At 69.0% G+C, this 22,813-nt stretch carries 26 protein-coding genes; 18 read left to right on the forward strand and 8 right to left on the reverse strand.

The features are described from left to right. The first annotated feature begins 107 nt into the window (after positions 1–107). Entirely contained in the window at positions 108–1,580 is a 1,473-nt protein-coding gene (locus ACWICD_RS02750) for an aspartate ammonia-lyase (protein ID WP_376130730.1), read from the forward strand. A 74-nt stretch (positions 1,581–1,654) separates the two neighbouring features. Beyond that, on the forward strand, positions 1,655–2,044 hold the full coding sequence (locus ACWICD_RS02755; RefSeq protein WP_454139196.1) for a DUF4190 domain-containing protein: 390 nt from the start codon (positions 1,655–1,657) through the stop codon (positions 2,042–2,044). A gap of 47 nt (positions 2,045–2,091) precedes the next feature. Here ACWICD_RS02755 and ACWICD_RS02760 read toward each other — a convergent pair whose 3' ends face one another. Continuing rightward, positions 2,092–2,958, reverse strand: a complete 867-nt coding sequence (locus ACWICD_RS02760) for a fumarylacetoacetate hydrolase family protein (RefSeq protein ID WP_376130484.1) — start codon at positions 2,956–2,958, stop codon at positions 2,092–2,094. A 64-nt stretch (positions 2,959–3,022) separates the two neighbouring features. Between ACWICD_RS02760 and ACWICD_RS02765 the strand changes: the two genes are divergently transcribed. The 3 genes from ACWICD_RS02765 to ACWICD_RS02775 all read left to right on the forward strand — a co-directional run bounded on the left by ACWICD_RS02765 (position 3,023) and on the right by ACWICD_RS02775 (position 5,501). Then, on the forward strand, positions 3,023–4,234 hold the full coding sequence (locus tag ACWICD_RS02765; protein ID WP_454139197.1) for a PrsW family intramembrane metalloprotease: 1,212 nt from the start codon (positions 3,023–3,025) through the stop codon (positions 4,232–4,234). Positions 4,235–4,420: 186 nt separating this feature from the next. Next, positions 4,421–4,789: an FKBP-type peptidyl-prolyl cis-trans isomerase gene (locus ACWICD_RS02770; protein ID WP_376130490.1), complete on the forward strand. Its 369-nt coding sequence runs from the start codon at positions 4,421–4,423 to the stop codon at positions 4,787–4,789. 151 nt (positions 4,790–4,940) lie between these two features. After that, positions 4,941–5,501: a YceI family protein gene (locus tag ACWICD_RS02775; RefSeq protein WP_376130493.1), complete on the forward strand. Its 561-nt coding sequence runs from the start codon at positions 4,941–4,943 to the stop codon at positions 5,499–5,501. A gap of 63 nt (positions 5,502–5,564) precedes the next feature. Here ACWICD_RS02775 and ACWICD_RS02780 read toward each other — a convergent pair whose 3' ends face one another. After that, the gene (locus ACWICD_RS02780; protein ID WP_454139198.1) at positions 5,565–6,506 is read right to left on the reverse strand and encodes a DMT family transporter; all 942 of its coding nucleotides are present in this window, start codon (positions 6,504–6,506) and stop codon (positions 5,565–5,567) included. Between the two features lie 221 nt (positions 6,507–6,727). Between ACWICD_RS02780 and rpsO the strand changes: the two genes are divergently transcribed. Then, on the forward strand, positions 6,728–6,997 hold the full coding sequence (gene rpsO, locus ACWICD_RS02785; protein WP_376130499.1) for a 30S ribosomal protein S15: 270 nt from the start codon (positions 6,728–6,730) through the stop codon (positions 6,995–6,997). A gap of 185 nt (positions 6,998–7,182) precedes the next feature. Here rpsO and ACWICD_RS02790 read toward each other — a convergent pair whose 3' ends face one another. Next, the gene (locus ACWICD_RS02790; RefSeq protein WP_454139199.1) at positions 7,183–8,199 is read right to left on the reverse strand and encodes an isopenicillin N synthase family dioxygenase; all 1,017 of its coding nucleotides are present in this window, start codon (positions 8,197–8,199) and stop codon (positions 7,183–7,185) included. 74 nt (positions 8,200–8,273) lie between these two features. Here ACWICD_RS02790 and ACWICD_RS02795 point away from each other — a divergent pair, with 74 nt between their 5' ends. Continuing rightward, positions 8,274–8,738 carry a hypothetical protein gene (locus tag ACWICD_RS02795; RefSeq protein WP_376130504.1) on the forward strand — a complete coding sequence of 155 codons (465 nt, stop codon included), beginning with the start codon at positions 8,274–8,276 and terminating at the stop codon, positions 8,736–8,738. Here ACWICD_RS02795 and ACWICD_RS02800 read toward each other — a convergent pair. Further along, positions 8,726–9,904 carry an acyltransferase family protein gene (locus ACWICD_RS02800; RefSeq protein WP_376130507.1) on the reverse strand — a complete coding sequence of 393 codons (1,179 nt, stop codon included), beginning with the start codon at positions 9,902–9,904 and terminating at the stop codon, positions 8,726–8,728. The two genes, ACWICD_RS02795 and ACWICD_RS02800, sit on opposite strands and share 13 nt — an antisense overlap. Before the next feature lie 155 nt (positions 9,905–10,059). On the opposite strand from ACWICD_RS02800, the gene ACWICD_RS02805 reads away from it, so the two are divergent. Both ACWICD_RS02805 and ACWICD_RS02810 read left to right on the forward strand, forming a co-directional pair. Continuing rightward, the gene (locus ACWICD_RS02805) at positions 10,060–11,292 is read left to right on the forward strand and encodes an LLM class flavin-dependent oxidoreductase (RefSeq protein ID WP_454139200.1); all 1,233 of its coding nucleotides are present in this window, start codon (positions 10,060–10,062) and stop codon (positions 11,290–11,292) included. A 1-nt stretch (position 11,293) separates the two neighbouring features. Next, positions 11,294–11,953, forward strand: coding sequence for a CE1759 family FMN reductase (locus tag ACWICD_RS02810; protein ID WP_376130513.1), 660 nt, complete (start codon positions 11,294–11,296; stop codon positions 11,951–11,953). A 98-nt stretch (positions 11,954–12,051) separates the two neighbouring features. Here ACWICD_RS02810 and ACWICD_RS02815 read toward each other — a convergent pair whose 3' ends face one another. Together ACWICD_RS02815 and ACWICD_RS02820 are read right to left on the reverse strand one after the other, a co-directional pair. Beyond that, positions 12,052–12,186 carry a hypothetical protein gene (locus tag ACWICD_RS02815; protein ID WP_454139201.1) on the reverse strand — a complete coding sequence of 45 codons (135 nt, stop codon included), beginning with the start codon at positions 12,184–12,186 and terminating at the stop codon, positions 12,052–12,054. A 12-nt stretch (positions 12,187–12,198) separates the two neighbouring features. Beyond that, positions 12,199–12,375, reverse strand: a complete 177-nt coding sequence (locus tag ACWICD_RS02820) for a DUF5302 domain-containing protein (RefSeq protein ID WP_376130519.1) — start codon at positions 12,373–12,375, stop codon at positions 12,199–12,201. Between the two features lie 322 nt (positions 12,376–12,697). Between ACWICD_RS02820 and ACWICD_RS02825 the strand changes: the two genes are divergently transcribed. The 5 genes from ACWICD_RS02825 (at position 12,698) to ACWICD_RS02845 (ending at position 18,190) form a co-directional block, all read left to right on the forward strand. After that, positions 12,698–14,956: a polyribonucleotide nucleotidyltransferase gene (locus tag ACWICD_RS02825; RefSeq protein ID WP_454139202.1), complete on the forward strand. Its 2,259-nt coding sequence runs from the start codon at positions 12,698–12,700 to the stop codon at positions 14,954–14,956. A gap of 234 nt (positions 14,957–15,190) precedes the next feature. Further along, positions 15,191–16,231: an aldo/keto reductase gene (locus ACWICD_RS02830; RefSeq protein WP_454139203.1), complete on the forward strand. Its 1,041-nt coding sequence runs from the start codon at positions 15,191–15,193 to the stop codon at positions 16,229–16,231. 85 nt (positions 16,232–16,316) lie between these two features. Next, positions 16,317–16,919, forward strand: a complete 603-nt coding sequence (locus ACWICD_RS02835) for a histidine phosphatase family protein (RefSeq protein ID WP_376130527.1) — start codon at positions 16,317–16,319, stop codon at positions 16,917–16,919. A 93-nt stretch (positions 16,920–17,012) separates the two neighbouring features. After that, positions 17,013–17,753 (forward strand): 4-hydroxy-tetrahydrodipicolinate reductase, encoded by a 741-nt coding sequence (gene dapB / locus ACWICD_RS02840; protein ID WP_376130530.1) that lies wholly within the window; start codon positions 17,013–17,015, stop codon positions 17,751–17,753. Continuing rightward, complete coding sequence (locus ACWICD_RS02845; protein ID WP_454139204.1) at positions 17,750–18,190, forward strand: hypothetical protein; 441 nt, start codon at positions 17,750–17,752, stop codon at positions 18,188–18,190. Before dapB ends, ACWICD_RS02845 begins: the two co-directional genes overlap by 4 nt. Here the strand turns inward: ACWICD_RS02845 and ACWICD_RS02850 are convergent, their stop codons facing one another. Next, positions 18,191–19,111, reverse strand: a complete 921-nt coding sequence (locus tag ACWICD_RS02850) for a TIGR01777 family oxidoreductase (protein ID WP_376130536.1) — start codon at positions 19,109–19,111, stop codon at positions 18,191–18,193. Beyond that, entirely contained in the window at positions 19,104–19,529 is a 426-nt protein-coding gene (locus ACWICD_RS02855) for an OsmC family peroxiredoxin (RefSeq protein WP_376130539.1), read from the reverse strand. The genes ACWICD_RS02850 and ACWICD_RS02855 overlap by 8 nt, the downstream gene beginning before the upstream one ends. A gap of 125 nt (positions 19,530–19,654) precedes the next feature. Between ACWICD_RS02855 and ACWICD_RS02860 the strand changes: the two genes are divergently transcribed. The 4 genes from ACWICD_RS02860 to dapA are packed head-to-tail and all read left to right on the forward strand — an operon-like array spanning position 19,655 to position 22,758. Then, positions 19,655–20,464, forward strand: coding sequence for a thymidylate synthase (locus tag ACWICD_RS02860; RefSeq protein ID WP_454139205.1), 810 nt, complete (start codon positions 19,655–19,657; stop codon positions 20,462–20,464). Beyond that, the gene (locus ACWICD_RS02865; RefSeq protein ID WP_454139206.1) at positions 20,461–20,961 is read left to right on the forward strand and encodes a dihydrofolate reductase; all 501 of its coding nucleotides are present in this window, start codon (positions 20,461–20,463) and stop codon (positions 20,959–20,961) included. Before ACWICD_RS02860 ends, ACWICD_RS02865 begins: the two co-directional genes overlap by 4 nt. A gap of 9 nt (positions 20,962–20,970) precedes the next feature. After that, complete coding sequence (locus ACWICD_RS02870; protein WP_454139207.1) at positions 20,971–21,732, forward strand: SDR family NAD(P)-dependent oxidoreductase; 762 nt, start codon at positions 20,971–20,973, stop codon at positions 21,730–21,732. Between the two features lie 48 nt (positions 21,733–21,780). Continuing rightward, positions 21,781–22,758 carry a 4-hydroxy-tetrahydrodipicolinate synthase gene (gene dapA, locus ACWICD_RS02875; protein WP_376130550.1) on the forward strand — a complete coding sequence of 326 codons (978 nt, stop codon included), beginning with the start codon at positions 21,781–21,783 and terminating at the stop codon, positions 22,756–22,758. Positions 22,759–22,813: the final 55 nt, after the last annotated feature.

Consider the following 22,813-nt stretch of genomic DNA (forward strand, 5'->3'; position numbering starts at 1 on the left):
CAGTCGAGGCGAGCGACCCGCCGCCCGGGACGGTTCGCGGACACCGGCGCGCGGGTAGGCTCGGGGGCATCCCCTCCCACAGAGTCGTGACCTACAAGGACGCCCGAATGACTGCCGACGCGACGCCGCTCACCCGTACCGAAACCGATTCGCTGGGATCGCTCGAGATCCCCGCCGATGCGTACTGGGGCGTGCATACCGCCCGTGCGTTGGCGAACTTCCCGATCTCGAAGCGTCCCATCTCGGTGTATCGCGACCTCGTCGTCGCGCTCGCGATGGTCAAGCAGGCCTCAGCGCGCGCGAACCGCGAGATCGGCGTGCTCGATCACGAGCGAGCCGACCTCATCGACCGCGCGGCGCAGCTCGTCATCGACGGCCAGCACCACGATCAGTTCGTCGTGGGCGTCATCCAGGGTGGCGCGGGCACGTCGACGAACATGAACGCGAACGAGGTCATCACCAACATCGCGCTCGAACTCGCCGGGCGCGAGAAGGGCGACTACGCCTTCCTGTCGCCGATCGACCACACCAACCGCAGTCAATCGACCAACGACGTGTACCCGACGGCGATCAAGATCGGCTTGAGCCTCGACCTCAAGACGCTGCTCGACGAGCTCGACCTGCTGCGCAACGCGTTCCTGAACAAGGCCGACGAGTTCCACGACATCCTCAAGGTCGGGCGCACGCAGCTGCAGGACGCCGTTCCGATGACGCTCGGGCAGGAGTTCAACGGGTTCGCCACGACGCTCACCGAAGACCACAGTCGCCTCACGGAGAACGCGAAGCTGCTCCACGAGATCAATCTCGGCGCCACCGCGATCGGCACGGGGATCACGACTCACCCCGAGTACAGCAACACGGTCCTGCGGCACCTGCGCGAGATCAGCGGACTCGACATCGAGCTCGCGACCGACCTCGTCGAATCGACGAGCGACACGGGCGCCTTCATGTCGTTCTCGTCCTCGCTCAAGCGCAACGCGATCAAGCTCTCGAAGATCTGCAACGATCTGCGTCTGCTGTCGTCAGGGCCGCAGGCCGGCCTCGGCGAGATCAACCTGCCCGCGCAGCAGGCCGGCTCGAGCATCATGCCCGGCAAGGTGAACCCGGTCATCCCCGAGGTCGTCAACCAGGTCGCCTTCGCGGTCGCCGGCGCCGACCTCACCGTCACGATGGCGGCCGAGGGCGGGCAGCTGCAGCTGAACGCCTTCGAGCCGGTCATGGCGCACTCGATCTTCCAGTCGATCACCTGGATGCGCCGCGCGATGTGGACCCTGCGCGTCAACTGCGTCGACGGCATCACGGCCAACCGCGCCCGGCTGGGCGCCATGGTGGGGTCGTCGGTGGGCGTCATCACGGCCCTCACGCCGTTCATCGGCTACTCCGCGGCCGCAGCGCTGGCCAAGACCGCCCTCCTCACCGGCCGCAGCGTCGCCGACCTCGTCGTCGAGGCCGAACTGATGTCGGCCGAAGAGGTGGCCAAGCAGCTCTCGCCCGCGCGTCTGTCGGGGCTCGAGGCGGTCACGGCGGCGATCCCGATCGTGCAGAGCGCCGAGGACATCGTCGCGTCCGAAGAAGCCTGACCGCCCCGCATCCCACACCGGGGGTGTCGCCCTCGATACGCTGGACGACGTCAGATCCAACCAGGGGGAATCGCATGACCGATCCGAACACGCCCGGAACCACGCCGCCGCCGGCGGCAGGCGCACCGCAGTACGCGCCCGCTCCTCCGCCCGGAGCAGCTCCGCCCGCACAGCCGACCGTGCCGGGAAAGACCCTCGGCATCGTCGCGTTCGCCGTGGCCTTCTTCGTGCAGATCGTCGGGATCATCCTCGGCATCATCGCGCTCGTGCAGAGCAAGAAGGCCGGCCACAAGAACGGCTGGGCGATCGCCGCGATCATCGTCGGCGCCGTGCTGCTCGTCGTCTCGGCCGTCATCGTGATCGCCGTGATCATGTTCTCGCTGAACGCCGTCGCAGATCTGTGCAACGGCATGGAACCCGGCGTGTACGAGCTCAGCACGGGTGGCACGATCACCTGCGACTGATTCGCCGACGAGAAGGGCGACCCGCGTGAGCGGGTCGCCCTTTCACGTCAGTCCAGGATGCGGCAGTGGGTCGTCAGCTCGCCGATCCCGTCGATGCCGACCGTGACGGTGGAGCGGTCGCGCAAGAACACCTGCGGGTCGCGGCTGTAGCCCGCACCGCCGGGGCTCCCCGTCGAGATGAGGGTGCCCGGCAGAAGCGTCGCCGACTTCGACAGGTGCGAGACCAGGGCGGACACGGGCCGGACCATCTGGCCGGTCGTGGCATCCTGCATCGTGTGGCCGTCCAGCACCGTCCAGATGCGCAAATCCTGCGGATCGGGGATCTCGTCGGCGGTCACGACGAACGGGCCCGTCGGCGTGAAGCCGTCGAACGACTTGCAGCGTGACCACTGCGCCTCGGAGTACTGGATGTCGCGCGCCGTGATGTCGTTGACGACGGTGTAGCCCCACACGTGGTCGAGGGCGTCCTCGGGAGAGACGTCTTTCGCCGCGCGGCCGATGATGACGCCGAGCTCGGCCTCATAGTCGACGGACTCGCTCAGCGAGCGCGGCCACACGGCGGTCGCGTCATGCGCCGCGAGGGAATTCGGCCAGAGCACGAAGACGGTCGGCGTCGAGTCCGTCTTCAGCCCCAGCTCGCTCGAGTGCGCCGCGTAGTTGAGCCCGACCGCGAGCACGACGGGCGGGGTGAGCAGCGCCGACGCGAAACCGACATCGACGAGCGGATGCCGCGTGGCTGACGTGCGATTCGCCTCGCGCACCCGGTCGAGCAGGTCGTCTCCGCCCGCGATGAGGTCCTCGAGCACCCGGGGGGCTCCGGGGAAGAGGTCCTCGACGATGACGGCTTCCGCGTCTTCCACGATGGCGAGCTGGGGTCGAGTGGCGCCAGAAGCGACCACGTGGGCAAAACGCATCCTTCTAAACTACCGCGCCGGCAGCGACATCGGCCGCGTGTGGCGGGCACATAGGCTGGTGCGCATGACGATGGACCCCACCCGTCCGCGCCCTTCGCTGACGCCGCCCGAGTTCGCGTCGTCACTGGCTCAACCGCCCCACGCGGCACCGGCGGCGATCCCTCCCATCGAGGCGATCCCGGCCGTTCTTCCGGTGCGGCCTCGCAAGGGCCGTTCGGCGCCCGTCTGGGCGATCGGGCTGCTGATCGTCGTGTTCGTCGCCCTCGTCGCGTACTTTCTGAATGCCCTCGGCCCGGGTGCGTCGATCGTCGGCATGGTGCTCGCGCTCATCCCGCTCGCCGGGGTGCTCGTGGCGATCCGCATCGTCGACCGCTGGGAGCCCGAGCCGATGAGCTTGGTGGTCTTCGCCGTCGCGTGGGGTGCGATCGCCGCGGTCGGCATCGCGCTCGGGGTCGACCTGCTGCTCGTGGTCGGTTTCGGGGCGGGAAGCGTGTTCGACTCCGATGTCGCGTCGGCGGTCATCCAGGCGCCGATCGTCGAGGAGGTCGCGAAGGGCCTCGGCCTGTTCCTCATCTTCGCCTCGGCGCGCCGGGCGTTCGACGGACCGGTCGACGGTGTCGTCTACGGCGCGCTGGTCGGCGCCGGCTTCGCCTTCACCGAGAACATCCAGTACTTCGCGGTCAGTCTGATCGAGGGAGGCGCAGCCGACACGTCGGTCACGTTCTTCGTGCGCGGCATCCTCTCGCCGTTCGCCCACGTCATGTTCACCGCGGTGACGGGCTTCGCGCTGGGCCTCGCCGCCCGCCGCGGAGTGCCGGCGCGTGCCGCCCTCGGCCCGCTGCTGCTCGGTCTCGCGGGCGCGATCGTGTTGCACGCCCTGTGGAACGGCTCGGCGCTGCTCGGCGACTTCTTCGCGCTGTACTGGACGCTGCAGGTGCCCCTCTTCGTCGTGTTCATCCTCGGGGTGGTCGCCCTGCGACGAGAAGAAGCGCGGCTGACGCGTGCGCGCCTCGGCGACTACGCCACGGCCGGGTGGTTCACGCCGCAAGAGGCCGACATGCTGGCGACATCGGCCGGGCGCAGAGCCGCTCTCGCATGGGCGGCGACGCTGCGCGGCGATCGGCGACCCCTCATGCGCGACTTCATCTCGGATGCCACGGCCCTTGCGGCTGCGCGGCAGCGGGCGATCACGGGCCGGGATCCGCACGCCCGCGAAGACGAGCACGTCCTGCTCGCCCGCACGGCCGCCGCGCGCGCCGCGCTGTTCGCACCCTGATCCGCATCACGCGACGGCAGGCGACGGCCGCCGAGGGGGTATTGACAGAGTTTGGAGCGCTGGGCAAGCTGAGGGCAGATCAACTCAGCGCCCGGTTGGACACGCAGGCATCGCCGCGGCACCGGGCGCTGAGTTCGTCCCGCTGCTCACATTGACCACCGCGTGCTCGCACGGTTGGATGGATGCATGACTGACGACCGCACCAAGCCCGAGATCGACGCACCCGAGGGTCCGGCTCCGACCGACCTCGTCATCCGTGACATCATCACCGGCGACGGCGCCGAGGCCCAGCCCGGCGACACCGTGACCGTCCACTACGCGGGGGTCGAGTACGAGTCCGGCGAGGAGTTCGACTCGTCATGGGGCCGCGGCGAGAGCATCCAGTTCCCGCTGCGCGGGCTGATCCAGGGATGGCAGGACGGCATCCCGGGCATGAAGGTCGGCGGTCGTCGCGAGCTCGTCGTCCCGCCGCACCTGGCGTACGGTCCCGCGGGAGGCCACTTCCTGGGCGGCAAGACGCTCATCTTCGTCATCGACCTCATCGACGTCGCCTGACGACCTGACCTCGACGAAGGCGGGTGCCCACGCGGCATCCGCCTTCGTCGTTCCGCGGGAAAGAAATGTCCATGCAGAGGAATAGATCTGCCGCGCCGGGGCGTTGACCTTCACATGCCGCAATCGTCGGCCGAGCACATGGAGGAGAAGAATGTCCGTCACCACCACCGAGATCCCCGGCTACAAGGTCGGGACCTGGGTCCTCGACCCGTCCCACAGCGAGGTCGCATTCAGCGTCCGCCACATGATGATCTCCAAGGTCCGGGGCGCCTTCGGCGTCAAGAGCGCCACGATCGTCGCCCCTGAGAACCCTCTCGAGACGACCGTCACGGCCCAGGTCGATGCCGCGTCGCTGTCGACGAAGGACGACGGCCGCGATCAGCACCTGCGCTCCGCCGACTTCTTCGACGTCGAGACCTACCCCACGATCGACTTCGTCTCGACGGGTGTCCGCCTCGAGGGCGATGACTTCCTGGTCGACGGCGACCTCACGATCCGCGGCACGACCAAGCCCGTCACGTTCGAGTTCGATTTCGGCGGCTTCGGGTCGGACCCGTGGGGGAACTACAAAGCTGGTGCGACGGCGAAGACCGTCATCAACCGCGAGGACTTCGGCCTCACCTGGAACGCCGCGCTCGAGACCGGTGGCGTGCTCGTCGGCAAGGACGTCACGATCACGCTCGACCTGCAGGGTGCACTCCAGGGCGAGTGAGCCTTCGAACGGGTGGATGCCGCAGCGCGCCGACGGCGCCGAGGAGCGGCATCCGCCCGTTCGTCATGTCTGGGCGCGTCGGATGGGCTTCAGGCGGTCCTGCACCAGCAGGATGCCGGCGAACACGACGAGCGCTCCGATCGGCTCGTTCCAGCCGAGCGATTCGCCGAGCACGATGATGCCCAGCACGACCCCGACGACGGGTGACATGTAGGTGACGGTCGACGCGCGCGTCGGCCCCCACGCGCGCAGCGTGTTCTGATTCCACACGTATGCGACGCCCGTGCCGACGCAGCCGAGGAGCAGGACGCTCGCGACGACCCATGGATCGAGGGCGACGGGGGTCAGTACGAGAGCGGGTGTGAGCAGTGCCATGATCGCGGCCGCGATCCCGATGTTGAGGAACGAGAACACGAGCGGGCTCATGCCCGTGTTCGAGACGAACCGTCGCATGTAGGCGAGGCTGAAGCCGTAGCAGGCCGTCGCGCCGAGGATCGCGAGCTGGGCGATCACGCTCTGCGAGAAGTCGAGCCCCTGCCACGGCGCGATGATCAGCATGACGCCCAGGATGCCGAGCACGATGCCCGCGATCTGGCCCGGGCGCAGCTTCTCGACACGGAAGACGAGCCAGGCCATGACCGCCGTCATGAGCGGCGTCGTGGCGTTGTAGATGCTCGCGAGACCGCTCGTCACGTGCTGCTGCGCCCACGAGAAGAGCATGAACGGCACGACGCAGAACGACACGGCGAGTACCGTCATGTGCAGCCACACGCCGATCCGGCGGGGGAGCCGGTCGCGACGCAGGAGCACGAACAGTCCGAGCGTGAGGCCGCCCAGGATGAGCCGGGACCACACGACCTGCGCGGGCGAGATCCCCTCCAGGGCGACCTTCATGAACAGGAAGCTCGATCCCCACACCAGGCCGCACAGCACGAACTGCACCGCGATCGAGGCGTTCGAGCTCGTCGTCGGCGCATCAGGAGGGGAGGACAGCGTCGTGGTCACGGAGCGACTCTAGGGCCCGCCGGGGCGGTACCGGTCCGGCCCCGGATGCGTCGTCCGAAATCCGCTGTCGCGTGTCCGTCCGGCTGCGGCCGGGGCGCGGCATCCGCTCGTCCGCCAACGCTGGTAGACTCTGGAGGTTGCCGTTGGATCGGCCGCGGATGAAGAGAGCTCGCACATCAGGTGACGGGCACCGCGCAACAAGCAGAGAGGGGATCGAATCTATGGCACTGGAAGCAGACGTCAAGAAGGCGATCATCGAAGAGTACGCGACGCACCCCGGTGACACCGGATCCCCCGAGGTGCAGGTCGCGATGCTGACGCAGCGCATCAAGGACCTCACCGAGCACCTGAAGCAGCACAAGCACGACCACCACTCGCGTCGTGGGCTGTTCCTGCTCGTCGGTCAGCGCCGCCGTCTCCTGGGTTACCTCCAGGACATCGACATCAACCGTTACCGCTCGCTCATCGAGCGTCTCGGTCTGCGCCGCTAAGGCGAAGACCGAGACTGTTTGTCGAGTAGTGCCTCTCTGAGGCGCGTATCGAGACACGGTCTGCGTCGATAAGGCATTCGACCAGCGTTCAATCGCGCAGAACATTCTTGGAAGGCCTCCCCACGGTGTGGGGAGGCCTTCGTTCGTTCCACCCGCGGTCAGGTGAGGGATGCCGCGGGGCGGCGTCAGGAGGAGGAGCGGGCGGCGACGAGGTCGGCGTGGTGGATGGCCGCGACATCGGGGTGAGCGCGCAGGCGCCACTTGATCGCGTTCTCGCCGTACAGGTCGTGGATCGGATTGTCCGGGTCCTGGGCCACGCCGCGGGCCTCGGCAGCGAGCTCGGGCGGCAGCTGGATGACGGGCAGCTGCGCGTCGAGGGCGGGGTTGAAGAAGAACGGCACCGAGATGCGGTGGTCGGGCGCCTGCGGCGACACGACGCGATGGTTGGTCGCGGTCAGGTATCCCTGCGTGGCGTACTCGAGCATCTCGCCGATGTTGACGACGAAGGCGCCGGGCACGGGCGGCGCGTCGACCCATTCGCCGTCGCGCTCGACCTGCAGGCCGCCCTTGCCGGGCTCGACCCACAGGAGCGTCAGCACGCCGGCATCCTTGTGCGCGCCGACTCCCTGCTGCGGCGTCGGGTCGTCCTTGCCGGGGTAGCGGACGATCTTCATGAGCGTCGCCGGCTCACCGAAATGCTGGTCGAAGTGGGTCTCGTCGGCGCCGAGGGCGAGCGACCACGCGCGCAGCAGCTTGCGGGCGACGCCGCTGAGGTGCTCCTGCCACTCCTCGACGACCGTGCGCAGTTCCGGCTGAGCCGCGGGCCACAGGTTCGGTCCGATGAGGCGGGCGAAGTCGGGCGCGTCGGGGTCGGTCACGGCCTCGCGCTCGGGCCCGATGTCGATCTGCTCGCGCCAGTCGATCCGCCCCTGCGTCAGCTCGCCGCCGATGCGGGTGTAGCCGCGGAAGTGCGGGCTCTTGAGGTTCTCGATCGCGAGCTTGTCCTCTTCGGGAAGAGCGAAGAAGTCGATCGCCGCCTGATGCAGGCGTGCCTCGAGATCGGCCGGGATCCCGGTGCCGACCAGATAGAAGAAGCCGACCTCGTGCGTCGCGGCCCGCAGGTCGTCGCGGAAGCACGCCGCCGCTTCGGGCCCCTTGTCGAGCTCGGAGAGGTCGAGTACGGGCAGGTTCAGGTCGCTCATATGTCGAGCGTAAATGGATTCGCCACCCCGCGGGCCAATGTTTCACCTCCGGATGGCGCAGTACCGTGGAAGTCATGCCCCGTCTGCTGCTCGTCCTGCGTCTCATCGTCCCCACGCTGTGGCTCGGCCTCATCGTGGGGCTGTCGTTCATCGAGACGCCGCTGAAGTTCCTCGCGCCCGGGATCACTCTTCCGCTGGGGCTCGGGGTCGGACGCCTCGTCTTCACGGCGCTCGCCATCGCGGGCTGGGTGCTGCTGGTGGCCCTCACGCTCGTGGCGATCCCCGTGCCGCGCATCGACCGCGCCGGCTGGGCGCAGCTGGGCGCCCTGTGGGTCGTGCTCGCGGTGCAGACACTGCTCATCCGGCCGGCCCTCAACGCGCGCAGCGACATCGTGATGGCGGGCGGCGACCCGGGACCGTCGTGGCTTCATTACGGCTACATCGCCGCCGATGTCGCGATCGTGCTGCTGCTCGTCGTGTGGATCGTGCGTGTGGCCCGCGGCATCCGACTCGCGCCCGAGGCGATTCAGCGCTCGTGAAGCGGATGCCGCCGCTTGCGTGAGCGGCGAGATCCGGTCGGGTCGGTCCCACGCTTCTCGCGGCGGGCGAGCGACCTGTCCGCGAACAGCCACGCGGGCCGCGGCTCGATGAGCGGCCGGAACACGAATCGCACCGGCTTGGTCGCCAAGCCCAGCGCGATGAGCACCGATGCGACGACGACGATCGGCAACCACAGCCATGTCGGCTCGAGGTTGCGCAGCACGCCCGACTCGCGGAAGGGGTAGAGCACGAAGGAGTGCAGCAGGTACACGTACATCGTGTACTGGCCGAAGTGCGTCCAGAAGCGCGCCTCGCGGGGGAGCAGCGCGAAGAACGCCGTGCACAGCACGAGGGCGACGGCGATCAGGGCGAGGCGCACGCCGCCGGCCCACCACTCGGTGCCGCCGAGCGTGGCGTAGTTGTCGTTGTAGAACAGCCACTCGCGCAGGTTCATGTCGCGCCACGTGTCGATCAGCAGCCACGCGGTCAGCCCCGCGACGACGAACACGGCGATCGAAGCGGCGATCGTCCACCACGGGCGCCGCCGCAGCAGTCCGAGCCGTTCGACGATGCCGCGTTCGCGCAGCCACCAGCCCAGCGCGAAGAACGGCAGCAGTCCGAGCGTGCGCGACAGTGAGAAGGTCGAATCGACGTTGGGCAGATACCCCGCGCCGATCGAGATCGCGACGGTCCACGCCAGCGGCCAGCGCAGCAGCGCGAGGTACGGCAGAACGAGCCGGAAGATCCCGAGCGCGAGCAGGAACCACAGCGTCCACGAGGGCTGCGTCGGGTTGGGATTGGCCTGCCCCTCGACGAGCCACTTCGTCAGGGTCCACAGCGTCTCGAAGATGACGTACGGCACCAGGATGTCGGTGATGACGCGCGCCATCTGCCGGGCGCCCGGCGAATCCGACTTCGAGAAGTAGCCCGAGATGATGGCGAACGCCGGCATGTGGAACGCATACACGACGAGATACAGGCCGAGCGCGATGTCGGAGTCGTACGTCAGCCGCTGGATCGCGTGGCCGAGCACGACGAGCACGATGCACGCGAAGCGGGCGTTGTCCCAGAACGGGGTGCGCGGCTTCGGGCGCGGGGAATCGATCGTCCCCGTCGCGGGGGAGCGCGATTGGGCGGCGGCGGCCGCATTCGAGGGATCCGTCATGACGCGTCGTCAGCTTATCCTGGGGCCCGACATCTCGCGGATGCCGGGGGTCGCGGCATCCGTCGGGAATATCCCGTGCGCCACCGCGTTGGACCGATTACATTCACGTGCATACATAATGGGTGTCGAAGACACTCGGAGACGGAAGAGGGATCGTGAGCGACAACACCACCGGGTCGGGCATCCAGTTCGGCATCTTCTCGGTCAGCGACATCACGCAGGACCCGACGACGGGACAGACCCCGAGCGAAGCGGAGAAGATCCGCGACGCCGTCACGATCGCCCGCCACGCCGAAGCCGTCGGACTCGACGTCTATGCGCTGGGCGAGCACCACAACCCGCCGTTCTGGTCGTCGAGCCCCACGACGACGCTGGCCTACATCGCGGCGCAGACCGAGCGGCTCGTGCTGTCGACGGCGACGACGCTCATCACGACGAACGACCCCGTGAAGATCGCCGAGGACTATGCGATGCTGCAGCACCTCTCGGGCGGCCGCATGGACCTCATGCTCGGGCGCGGCAACACCGGCCCCGTCTATCCGTGGTTCGGCAAGGACATCCGGCAGGGCCTGCCGCTCGCGATCGAGAGCTACAACCTGCTGCACCGCCTGTGGCACGAGGACGTCGTGGACTGGGAAGGCAAGTTCCGCACGCCCCTGCAGGGCTTCACGTCGACGCCGCGCCCGCTCGACGGCGTCGCGCCGTTCGTCTGGCACGGCTCGATCCGCACGCCTGAGATCGCCGAGCAGGCGGCCTATTACGGCGACGGCTTCTTCGCGAACAACATCTTCTGGCCGGCCGAGCACTACCAGCGCCTCATCGCGCTGTATCGACAGCGCTACGCGCACTACGGCCATGGCACGCCCGAACAGGCGATCGTGGGCATCGGGGGGCAGGCGTTCATGGCGAAGAACTCGCAGGACGCCGTGCGCGCGTTCCGCCCCTACTTCGACAACGCCCCCGTCTACGGCCACGGACCGAGCCTCGAGGACTTCAGCGAGATGACCCCGCTCACGGTCGGGTCGCCGCAGCAGGTCATCGACCGGTACGCCGGCATGCGCGACCTGTACGGCGACTTCCAGCGTCAGCTGTTCCTCATGGACCACGCGGGGCTCCCGCTCAAGACGGTGCTCGAGCAGCTCGACCTGCTCGGCGGCGAGGTCGTGCCCGTGCTGCGCCGGGAACTCCAGCAGAACCGCCCCGCCGACGTTCCGGATGCACCGACCCACGCGGCGCGCGTCACGGCGATCTACGGCGACGGGCCGGCGCGCGAAGCGCGACCCGCAGCCAACCGCGGCGACAACCTCACGGGCGGTTCGCCGTACCAGGACGCCCCGGCGCCGGTCGGTTCGGCATTCGGCGCGGCCGCGACACGGCAGGAGGCCTGACATGACCAGCAGCACCGCACCTCGACGGATCGCCGTCGTCTCGGCAGGACTGTCGAATCCCTCGTCGACGCGCATGCTCGCCGACCGGCTCGTCGCCGCGACCGCGACGGCGCTGCGCGATGGGCAGCAGATCGAGGCGACGTTCGACACGTTCGAGCTGCGCGACTACGCGCACGACGTCACGAACAACCTGCTCACCGGCTTCGCGCCGGCTCCGCTCGAGTCGATGATCAACACCGTCGTCTCAGCCGACGCGGTCATCGCCGTGACGCCCATCTTCTCGACGAGCTATTCGGGCCTGTTCAAGTCGTTCATCGACGTGCTCGATCCCGACGCCCTGGCCGGAAAGCCCGTGCTCATCGGGGCCAACGGCGGAACGGCCCGTCATTCGCTCGCGATCGACTATGCGATCCGGCCGCTGTTCGCCTACCTGCACACCGAGCCCGTGTCGACGGGGGTCTTCGCCGCGTCGAGCGACTGGGGCGCGGCGGCAGACGACGTCGCGCCGCTGGCCGCACGCATCGAGCGCGGTGCGCGCGAGCTGGCCGAGGCCATCGCACGCAAGGCGCCGGCGACATCGAGCGATCCGTTCGACCCCGCGAACTACCTCGGAGAAGGCCGCTCCTTCGGACACCTGCTGGGTGGTCTCGCGGGGGAGTAGTCCGCGGCGAGGTTCACCGCCACCCGCTGTTCAGCTCTCCCACGCGCTCTCGAGCCGTGGGAGGCTGGACTCACGGGCGGTCGGCGACAGAGGCGCCGTCACTCCTTGCCGAAGGGCGGAAGATCGTCGGCGGGCTCTTCGCCCTCGAACGGCGGCTCGCCGTCCGAACCGTTCAGGTCGGGCAGCTCGTCTGCCTCTTTCGAGATCTCGTTGAAGGTGGGATCGAAAACCACGGTCGTGCCTCCTCAGCCGCTCTTGCGCCGGAACTCGCGCTTGGTCTTCGCGGAGTGCGTGCCGTGGACGGCCGAATCACCGTCCAGGTGCGCCTCGCCTTCGCGATGATGCGCGTTCTTCTTCTCGAGCGCCTCCTTGAACTTGCGCTTCATCTCCTCGGAGGGGGTGGTTGCGTCGTCGGTGCTCATGCTCCCCACCTTCCCACGGCCGACAGCACGACGCCACACGGGACGCGCAGAGGATACCGCCCCGCCGCACTGGTAGGCTCGATGAGGTTGCCCATGCGGCATCCGCTCAATTCAACATGAGCTCATGGAGCAGGCCGGCAGCAAGCTGGTCCCCTGTAGTGGGTTCCTCGTCGCATCGTGCGCCGGGTGACTTTCTCCTGGTGGCCAGCGCAGGCGGTCTCGCGGAATCTTCGCGTGCGCCGATAATCTGCCTGTTCCTGCTCCTTCGCGAAGCTCGCGCGTCACACGGACCCGCGAGCCTAAACAAAGAAGGAGAGACCTCTTGGAAGGTCCTGAAATCACCGCTTCCGAAGCCGTCCTCGACAATGGACGCTTCGGCACCCGCACGATCCGGTTCGAGGCCGGACGCCTCGCACAGCAGGCACAGGGCGCAGTCGCCGCCTATCTCGACGAGGAGACGATGCTCCTCTCGGCCACGAGTGCCGGAAAGCACCCGCGCGAAGGCTTCGACTTCTTCCCGCTGACGGTCGACGTCGAGGAGCGCTCGTACGCCGCCGGGAAGATCCCCGGCTCGTTCTTCCGGCGCGAGGGTCGTCCCTCGACCGAGGCGATCCTGGTCTGCCGCCTGATCGACCGGCCGCTGCGCCCGTCGTTCGTCGAGGGGCTGCGCAACGAAGTCCAGATCGTCATCACGGTGCTCTCGATCGCACCGGGCGAGTACTACGACGCCCTCGCGATCAACGCCGCGTCGATGTCCACTCAGATCTCGGGCCTGCCGTTCTCCGGCCCGATCGCCGGCGTGCGTCTCGCGCTCATCCCGGGCCAGGGCGAGCACGCCGACCAGTGGGTCGCGTTCCCCAACGCCGAGCAGGTCGAGCAGGCCGTCTTCGACCTCATGGTCGCGGGCCGTGTTCGCCCCGACGGCGAGGTCGCGATCATGATGGTCGAGGCCGAGGCGACCGAGAACAGCTGGAACCTCATCAAGGCCGGCGCCACCAAGCCGAGCGAAGAGGTCGTGGCCGAGGGTCTGGAAGCGGCCAAGCCGTTCATCACCGAGCTGGTCGCGGCGCAGAACGTGCTCGCGAACTCGGCGGCGAAGGAGATCCAGCCCTACCCCGTCTTCCCGCCGTACAGCTCCGAGGTCTACGACTTCGTCGCGACCCGCGCGCACGACGAGCTGGCGGGCATCTACCAGATCGCCGACAAGACCGAGCGCAACTCCGCTGACGACGCCCTCAAGGACCGCGTCAAGGCTGAGCTGATCGCGGCGACCGAAGCGAACGAGCTTCCCGCCGCGGCTCCGCTGGAGTTCTCGGCGGCGTACAAGTCCGTCACGAAGAAGATCGTGCGCGGCCGCATCCTCACCGAAGGCGCCCGCATCGACGGTCGTGGTCTCGCGGACATCCGCGCGCTCGATGCCGAGGTCCAGGTCATCCCGCGCGTGCACGGCTCGGCGATCTTCCAGCGCGGCGAGACGCAGATCCTCGGCGTCACGACGCTCAACATGCTCAAGATGGAGCAGCAGATCGACTCGCTGTCGCCCACGACGAGCAAGCGCTACATGCACCACTACAACTTCCCGCCCTACTCGACCGGTGAGACCGGCCGGGTCGGCAGCCCGAAGCGGCGCGAGATCGGGCACGGCTTCCTGGCCGAGCGCGCGCTCATGCCCGTGCTGCCCACGCGCGAGGAGTTCCCGTACGCGATCCGTCAGGTGTCCGAGGCATTGAGCTCGAACGGCTCGACCTCGATGGGCGCCGTCTGCGCCTCGACCCTGTCGCTGCTCAACGCGGGCGTGCCGCTGCGCGCGGCCGTCGCGGGCATCGCGATGGGACTCGTCTCGGACGAGGTCGACGGGCAGACGCGCTACGCCGCGCTGACCGACATCCTCGGCGCCGAAGACGCCCTCGGTGACATGGACTTCAAGGTCGCCGGCACGAGCGAGTTCGTCACGGCGATCCAGCTCGACACGAAGCTCGACGGCATCCCGTCGTCGGTGCTCTCGGCGGCGCTCACGCAGGCCAAGGAAGCGCGTCTGACGATCCTCGGCGTGCTCAACGCGGCCATCGACGGCCCCGACGAGATGGCGCCGACGGCTCCGCGCGTCATCAGCGTGCAGATCCCGGTCGACAAGATCGGTGAGCTCATCGGGCCCAAGGGAAAGACGATCAACGCGATCCAGGACGAGACCGGCGCGCAGATCTCGATCGAAGAGGACGGCACCGTCTACATCGGTGCGACCGACGGCCCCGCGGCCGAGGCCGCGCGTGCACAGGTCAACGCGATCGCGAACCCGACGAACCCCGAGATCGGCGAGCAGTTCCTCGGAACCGTCGTCAAGATCGCGACGTTCGGCGCGTTCATCTCGCTCCTGCCCGGCAAGGACGGCCTGCTGCACGTCAGCGAGGTTCGCAAGCTCGCCGGCGGCAAGCGGGTCGAGAACGTCGATGACGTGCTGTCGGTCGGTCAGAAGCTGCTTGTCCGCATCACCAAGATCGATGACCGCGGCAAGCTCTCGCTCGAGCCCGTCGTCGAAGAGGAGGCCGGCGAGGCCGCAGCCGAGGCGCCCGCCGAGGACTGAGTCCTTCCGCTGTCCGACCGGATGCCCGCTCCCCACATCGGGGGCGGGCATCCGTCGTCTTCGTGGTGTGCGCCGACGTCGGCAACGAGAACGTTATGAAATGTTTACCGACCGGATGCCCGTCCTCGCGGTCGTGTCCGTGCTCTGGCTTACCCTCTAAGTACGCGCCGGGGGGTGCAGCGGGCGAACGTCACGCGGGTTCCTCGACGGTACACCGGTGTACGGGGGTGGAAGATGAATGCGTTCGGCGGCGGCCCTGAGGTCTCCGCGCCGAGGGCCCGGACCACGGCCCCGGGTTCACCGTTCGTGCATCCCTCCGCTCCGATCCCCGTGCAGGGCCCGCCCATCGGGCAGGGCGTGCGGGTGCCGCTGGGCGAGTCGGGACTCGATGTCTTCCCGCTGATCCTCGGCGGGGCCGAGTTCGGCTGGAACGTCGATCTCGAGTCGAGCCACGAGATCCTCGATGCCTACGTCGAGCGCGGCGGCAACATCGTGCACACCTCCGATCGGTTCTCGGGCGGGCGCAGCGAGCACATCATCGGCCAGTGGACGCACTCCCGCGGCCTGCGAGACGACGTCGTGCTGGCCGTGCGGGTCGGCGGTCACCCCGACAATCCCGGCCTCGGCGCGGTGAGCCTCGTCCGCTCCGTCGAAGCCTCGCTCGCGAGACTGCGCACGGATCGCATCGACGTGCTCTACCTCGACGCGACGACGGATGCGACGGCGCCGCTCGACGACACCCTCGCGACGGCGGAGTGGCTGATCGGGGCGGGCAAGGTCCGCGCCATCGGCGCCGTCGGATACACGGCCGCACAACTCGTCGAGGCCCGCATCTTCGCCTCGGCCGGGTTCCCGCGCGTCACGGTGCTCGACGTTCCGTTCAACATCGTGCGTCGCCACGAGTTCGACCACGACCTGCGCCTCGTCGCGGGAGCGCAGAACATCGCCGTGACCCCGTCGCACGCGCTCGAGCACGGTTTCCTCGCGGGGCGCCATCGCACGCGCACGCGCGGGAGTCAGTCGGTGCGGGGTGCGCAGATCGCCGCGAACCTCAACCGCCGGGGCAACCGAACTCTGCGGGCACTCGATTTCGTCGGCGCCGAGCTCGGCGTGCCCGACGCCGCCGTCGCGGTGGCGTGGCTGCTCGCGCAGAAGCTCGTCACGGCGCCGATCATCAACGCCTACGCCCCGAGCCACGTCGAAGAACTCGTGCAGGGCGTCGGCGTGAACCTCAATCGTGCGCAGCTGGCCGACATCGCCCGCGCGTCGGAGTAAGTCATGAGCGGCCGTGCGCCGCGAACCGTGACATAGGGTGGAAGAGCGCCCTGCAGGGCCCCAAACCCTCGACGGAGTGATGAGCGTGACGCACTACATCTATCTTGTGCGGCATGGCGAGCATCAGGATGCGGAACACGGCCTCACCGATGGCCCGCTGTCGCCGCGCGGTCGCCGTCAGGCGGCTCTGCTCGCCGACCGGCTATCGGGCGTCCCCTTCGACGCCGTCTGGCATTCGCCGCTGATGCGCGCGGCCGAGACGGCGAGTGTCGTGGCAGAGCGGATGCCCGCGCTCTCGCCGCAGCCGTCGGCACTGCTGTTCGACTGTTTCCCGACCGGCATGACCGAGGACACCCCTGCCGGTTACGAACCCTTCTTCGGGGCCGTCACCGAGGCCGAGGTCGAGGCGGGCCGTGCGCAGATGGGCGACGCGGTCGCCGAGTACCTCGTGCGCAAGAGCGGCGAGGTGCACGAACTGCTCATCACGCACAACTTCGTCATCGCCTGGTTCGTCCGCGAAGTGCTGCAAGCGCCGGAGTGGCGCTGGATGACACTCAATCAGGCGAACTGCGGGCTCACGGTGCTCTCGCAGAAGCAGGGCCGACCCTGGACGCTGCTCTCGCACAACGACCTCGAGCACCTGCCCTTCGAACTGCGCACCGGTCTGCCCGAGCCGCCGCCGATCTAGCCTGCGGCATCGAGCACGCCGCCGTCCCCGCGGGTGGCGTCGGGGGCGTCGTGGAGGAATCCGCGGCGCCGGCCGAAGCCTAGGATGGAAGATATGACGACGCGTGTGGCCATCGTGGGGGGAACCGGCAAGCTCGGTGCCATCATCCGCGAGGTGGTCGAGTCCGAAGAGGGGTTCGAGGTCACCGCCGTGCTGTCCTCGGCATCGTCCCTCGACGAGATCGACGACACCGACCTCGTCGTCGACGCGTCCACCCCGGCCGTCTCAATCGAGGTCGTGCGCGCCGCGATCGAGCGCGGCGTCAACGTGCTCGTGGGCACGTCGGGCTGGTCGTCGGAGCGCATCGCGCTCGTGCGGCCGCTCGTCGAGGCCGCCGGCACGGGCGCCGTCTTCATCCCGAACTTCTCGATCGGCTCCGTGCTCGGGTCGGCCCTCGCCGCCGCCGCCGCGCCGTTCTTCCCCTCGGCCGAGATCATCGAGGCGCACCGTGACACCAAGATCGACTCGCCCAGCGGCACGGCTGTGCGTACGGCCGAGCTGATCGCCGCTGCGCGCTCCGAGGTCGGCCCCGTCGAAGCACCGCACGTGGACCAGCGGGCGCGCGGCCAGCAGGTCGCGAGCGTTCCCGTCCACTCCTTGCGGCGGCCGGGCGTCATCGCCCGGCAAGAGTCGGTCCTGTCCGGACCCGGTGAGTCGCTCACGATCGTGCACGACACCGTCGAGCCGGCGCAGGCCTATGGCCCCGGCATCCGGATCGCCCTAACCGCTGCCCGCGACGCGACGGGTGTCGTCGTGGGGCTGGATGCGTTCTTGAACATGAAGGTCGGCGCATGAGCGCGCGTCTGGGTGTCGCCGTCATGGCGGTGCTGCTCGTGCTGTACATCGTCATCGCCGGATACCGCGGCGTGCAGCTGATGTTCAGCGGTCACCCCCTGGGGGTCGCGATGGGCGCTGCGCTCGTCGTCGTTCCGCTCGTGGCGATGTGGGCGCTCGGGCGCGAGCTGTGGTTCGGTGTGCGCGCGCAGCAGCTCGGCACTCGCCTCGAGAAAGAAGACGCGCTGCCCGCCGAGCAGGTCGCCGTGCGTCCGAGCGGGCGGGTGCTGCGCGACGAAGCGGATGCCGTCTTCCCGGCCTACCGCGCCGACGTCGAGGCGCACCCCGACGACTGGCGAGCGTGGTACCGCCTCGGCCTCGCGTACGACGCGTCCGGCGACCGCAAGCGGGCGCGCGAGGCCGTGCGCAGCGCGGTGCGGCTCGAACGCCGAGCCTGATCACATCGCGGCCGGCACCGCTGCCGCGACCGCCTCTTCGACCGTCGTATGCCGGAAACGGAATCCGCTGCGCTCGAGCACATCGGGGACGACGTGCATGTCCGCCGTGAGCAAAGCGTCCGTGGCATCCGCGCCCAGGACGAGCTTGATGGCCGGAACAGGCGCGCGCAGCAGGTACGGCCGATTCATGCGCATCGCGAGGGCGAAGCCGAGGTCGTTCGCCGTGGCTCGCGTCGGCCCGGTCAGGTTCACCGGTCCCGTCGTGCCCGAATCGATCACGTGCCGGATCGCGCGCACCTCGTCATCGAGCGAGATCCACGGCCAGGCCTGCGTGCCGCGGCCGATCGGTCCGCTGATCCCGAGCTTCGTGAGCAGCAGGAGAGGCGCCAGCACGCCGCGCGCGTGCACGATGGGCGCGGTCCGCAGCGTCGTGACGCGCGCCTGCGCTCCGGCCGCACGCGCGGCGGACTCCCACTCGCCGCACAGGTCGGCCAGGAACGACTCACCGCGCGGCGCATCTTCGGTGAGCGCGACGCCGGGGGCGGAGCCGTACCAGCCGACGGCCGAGGCGGACACGAACGCGGGCGCGTCGGCGCCGAGGTCGCGAAGGGCGCGGGCCAGCGCGCGGGTCGGCGTGATCCGCGACCACAGCAGTGTGTTCTTATACCGCTTCGTCCACGGGAAGCGGCCGATGCTCGCCCCGTTGAGTCCGACGACGGCGTCGGCGCCCTCGAGCACGGCCGGATCGAGGGGCGTGGCATCCGTCAGCCATTCGATCTCGTCGGCCGCGCGAGGCGCCCGCCGCACGAGGCGGGTGACCTCCACGCCGTCGGCGCGCAGGCTGTCGACGAGGGCGGTGCCGATGAGCCCGGAAGAACCCGCGACGACGATGCGCCGCGGGTTCGTCGGAGAATCAGGCAAGCGTCGCCTCGAGGGTGATGTCGATCCCGGCGAGGGCCTGCGAGACGGGGCATCCCGTCTTCGCCTCTTCGGCGAGGCGCTCGAAGTCCTCGCTCGAAAGGCCGGGGACCACGGCGTTGACGTTGAGGTGGCTTCCCGTGATGCCCGTGCCCGGCTTGAACGTGACGGATGCCGTCGTGTCGACCGAGTCGGGAGGAGTGCCGTTGCCCGCCAGAGCGTGCGAGAGCGCCATGCTGAAGCACGACGCGTGCGCCGCCGCGATGAGCTCTTCGGGCGTCGTGACCGACGTCGAGCCTTCGCTGCGGGCCTTCCAGTTGATGTCGAAGGTGCCCAGGCCCGACGAGACGAAGGTGACTTCGCCGGATCCGTCGGTCAGACCGCCCCTCCATGCGGTGGTGGCTTCGCTCGTGACAGTCATCAGAACCTCCCATGGTCGGGGCCTCCGCGCTCCGGACGCCACGTCGCCAGCCTAACGACCCCCGCGCGGCGGCGCGACGGTGGGCGACAGCCCGCGGGCACCGTGGCGCGGGTATCGTGGCAGCCGTGACGACGGCGATCCCCACCCCCTACGAAGACCTGCTCCGCGACGTGCTCGACCACGGGACCCACAAGGACGACCGGACGGGCACGGGCACGACGAGCGTCTTCGGGCGTCAGCTGCGCTACGACCTCTCGCAGGGCTTCCCGCTCATCACGACCAAGCGCGTGCACTTCAAGTCGATCGCCTATGAGCTGCTGTGGTTCCTGCGCGGCGAGTCGAACGTCGGGTGGTTGCAGAGCAACGGCGTCACCATCTGGGACGAATGGGCGGATGCCGCGGGCGAACTCGGCCCCGTCTACGGTGTGCAGTGGCGGTCGTGGCCCACTCCCGACGGCGGTCAGATCGACCAGATCTCGGAGGTCATCGAGCAGATCCGCGCTGACCCGGACTCGCGGCGCCTCATCGTGTCGGCGTGGAATCCGGCCGACATCCCGGACATGGCGCTCGCACCGTGCCACGCGCTCTTCCAGTTCTACGTCGCCGACGGCAAGCTGTCGTGCCAGCTCTACCAGCGCAGCGCCGACATGTTCCTGGGGGTGCCGTTCAACATCGCGTCGTACGCGCTGCTGACGATCATGATCGCCCAGCAGACGGGGCTCGAACCCGGGGATTTCGTGTGGACGGGCGGTGACTGCCACATCTACGACAACCACCTCGAGCAGGTGCGCGAACAGCTCAGCCGCGACCCGTACCCGCTTCCGGCACTGCGCCTCACGCGCACACCGGAGTCGATCTTCGACTACACGTACGAGGACTTCGCCGTCGAGGACTACCGGCACCACCCGGCCATCCGCGCCGCGGTGGCGGTATGACCGCGCGCGTCGGACTCGTCTGGGCCGAGGCGGCCGACCGCGTGATCGGCGCCGACGGCGGCATGCCGTGGCACGTGCCCGAGGACCTCGCGCATTTCAAGGCGGTCACGATGGGATCGCCCGTCGTCATGGGCCGGCGCACGTGGGAGTCGTTTCCTGACCGGTTCCGGCCGCTGCCGGGTCGTCGCAACATCGTCGTGACCGGCAACGGGCAGTGGCGGGCCGACGGCGCCGAGCGGGCGGCATCCCTCGACGAGGCCCTCGCGCTCGCGGGGCCGGAACGCGCGTGGGTGATCGGCGGGGGAGCGCTCTTTCGCGAAGCCATCGCGCGGGCGGATCTGCTCGAGGTCACCGAGCTCGACCTCGAGGTCGACGGCGACACGTTCGCGCCGGACCGCGAGGGGTGGCGGGTCGTCGACGTCGAGCCGGCCGAGGGATGGCGCACCTCGCGCACCGGTATCCGGTTCCGCTTCCTGAAGCTGGAGCCGCGCTCGTAGGCTGTCGGCATGACGATCGCCCTCATCACCGGAGCGAGCTCGGGTCTCGGCGCCGAATACGCGCGTCAGCTGGCCGCCCGCGGTGCGGACCTCGTGCTCGTCGCACGGGACCGCGACGCGCTCGAGGCGCTCGCGGCCGAACAGCGGCGCGTCAACGGCGTCGGGGTGGAAGTGCTCGTCGCAGACCTGCTCGAGCCTCGCCAGCGTGAGAAGGTCGAGGCGCGGCTGCTCGATGCGACCAGGCCCGTCCATCTGCTCGTCAACAACGCGGGATACGGCCTGCCGCTCGCCTTCGAGCGCAACGACATCGACGACGAGGCCCGACACCTCGAGTTGCACGTCGAGGTGCCGATGCGGCTGATGCACGCGGCACTGGGGCCGATGCTGGCGCGGGGGAGCGGGCGCATCATCAACATCGCGTCGGTCGCGGCGTTCATCCCGCGTTCGACGTACGGTGCGGTGAAGGGCTGGGTCGTGAGCTTCAGCCGCTGGGCGAACGGCGTCTACGCGCCTCGCGGTGTGACCGTGACGGCGGTCTGCCCCGGGTTCACCCACACGAACTTCCACGAGCGCGCGGGCCTGCCGCCGGGGCAGGAGGGCGTGCCGGGCTGGATGTGGCTCGATGCGCGGCAGGTCGTCGCGGCCTCGCTGCGCGACGCGGCGCGCGGCAAGGCCGTGTCGGTGCCTTCACTGAAGTACAAGCTGCTCGTCGCGCTGACGCGGTTCGTGCCGGCACCGCTCGCCGCCAGGGCCGGCAGCACGGGGCGCTGACAAGGCAGTGCGTCGCCGGGCGGCTCGTGCTCCCGCTAGCCTGAATGCATGACGCACTCCGGCAATCCCTTCGGTCAGGTGCTCGTCGCGCTCGTCACTCCCATGACGGCCGACGGCGAAGTCGACTGGCCCGCCGTCGAGAAGCACATCGACGACGTCATCACCGCCGGCGCCGACGGGATCGTCGTCACCGGCACGACGGGCGAGACCTCGACCCTCACCGACGTCGAGAAGATCCGCCTCGTCGAGGTCGGCAAGGACGTCTCCGCCGGCCGCGCCAAGATCATCACGGGCGGCGGCTCGAACGAGACGGCCCATGCGATCGAGCTGTACAAGGCGAGCGAGCGCGCGGGCGCCGACGGCATCATGATCGTCACGCCGTACTACAACAAGCCCACCCAGGCGGGCATCCTGACGCACTTCCGCCTCGTCGCCGACGCGACCGATCTGCCGGTCATCCTCTACGACATCCCCGGGCGCACGGGGGTTCCGATCAAGTACGAGACCATCCTGCGCCTGGCCAAGCACCCCAACATCCTCGCGATCAAAGACGCCAAGGGCGACTTCAGCGAGGTGAGCCGCGTGCTCAACCAGACCGACCTGATGTACTTCTCGGGCGATGACGCCAACGTGCTGCCGCACCTGGCGATCGGTGCGGCGGGCCTCATCGGTGTGACGGCCAACGTCGCGGCAGCGCCGTACCGCGTCATCATCGACGCCGTCAACGCGGGGGACCTGCACAAGGCGACGGCGGCGCACAAGCAGCTCGAGCCGCTCGTGCGCGCCGTCATGACGCACGTGCCGGGCACCGTCGCGGCGAAGTACATCCTGCACGGGCTCGGTCGCATCTCGAGTCCGCGCGTCCGGCTCCCGCTCGTGGGGCCCGAGGAGTGGGAGGCCGCCAAGATCGAAGACGAGCTCGCGCTCGTGTCCGATGTGCCCGGCACCGACTTCTCGAACTTCCGTCCCGACCGCAACGCCGCCGCCGGCGGCGCGCTGCCGAAGGTGTCCGGAACGACCAGATGATTCCGCCGCGACGGCGGTGACAGACACATTCCCGGATGCCGCGGCATCCGGCTCG

The organism is Microbacterium sp. NPDC055357 (genome assembly GCF_053644835.1).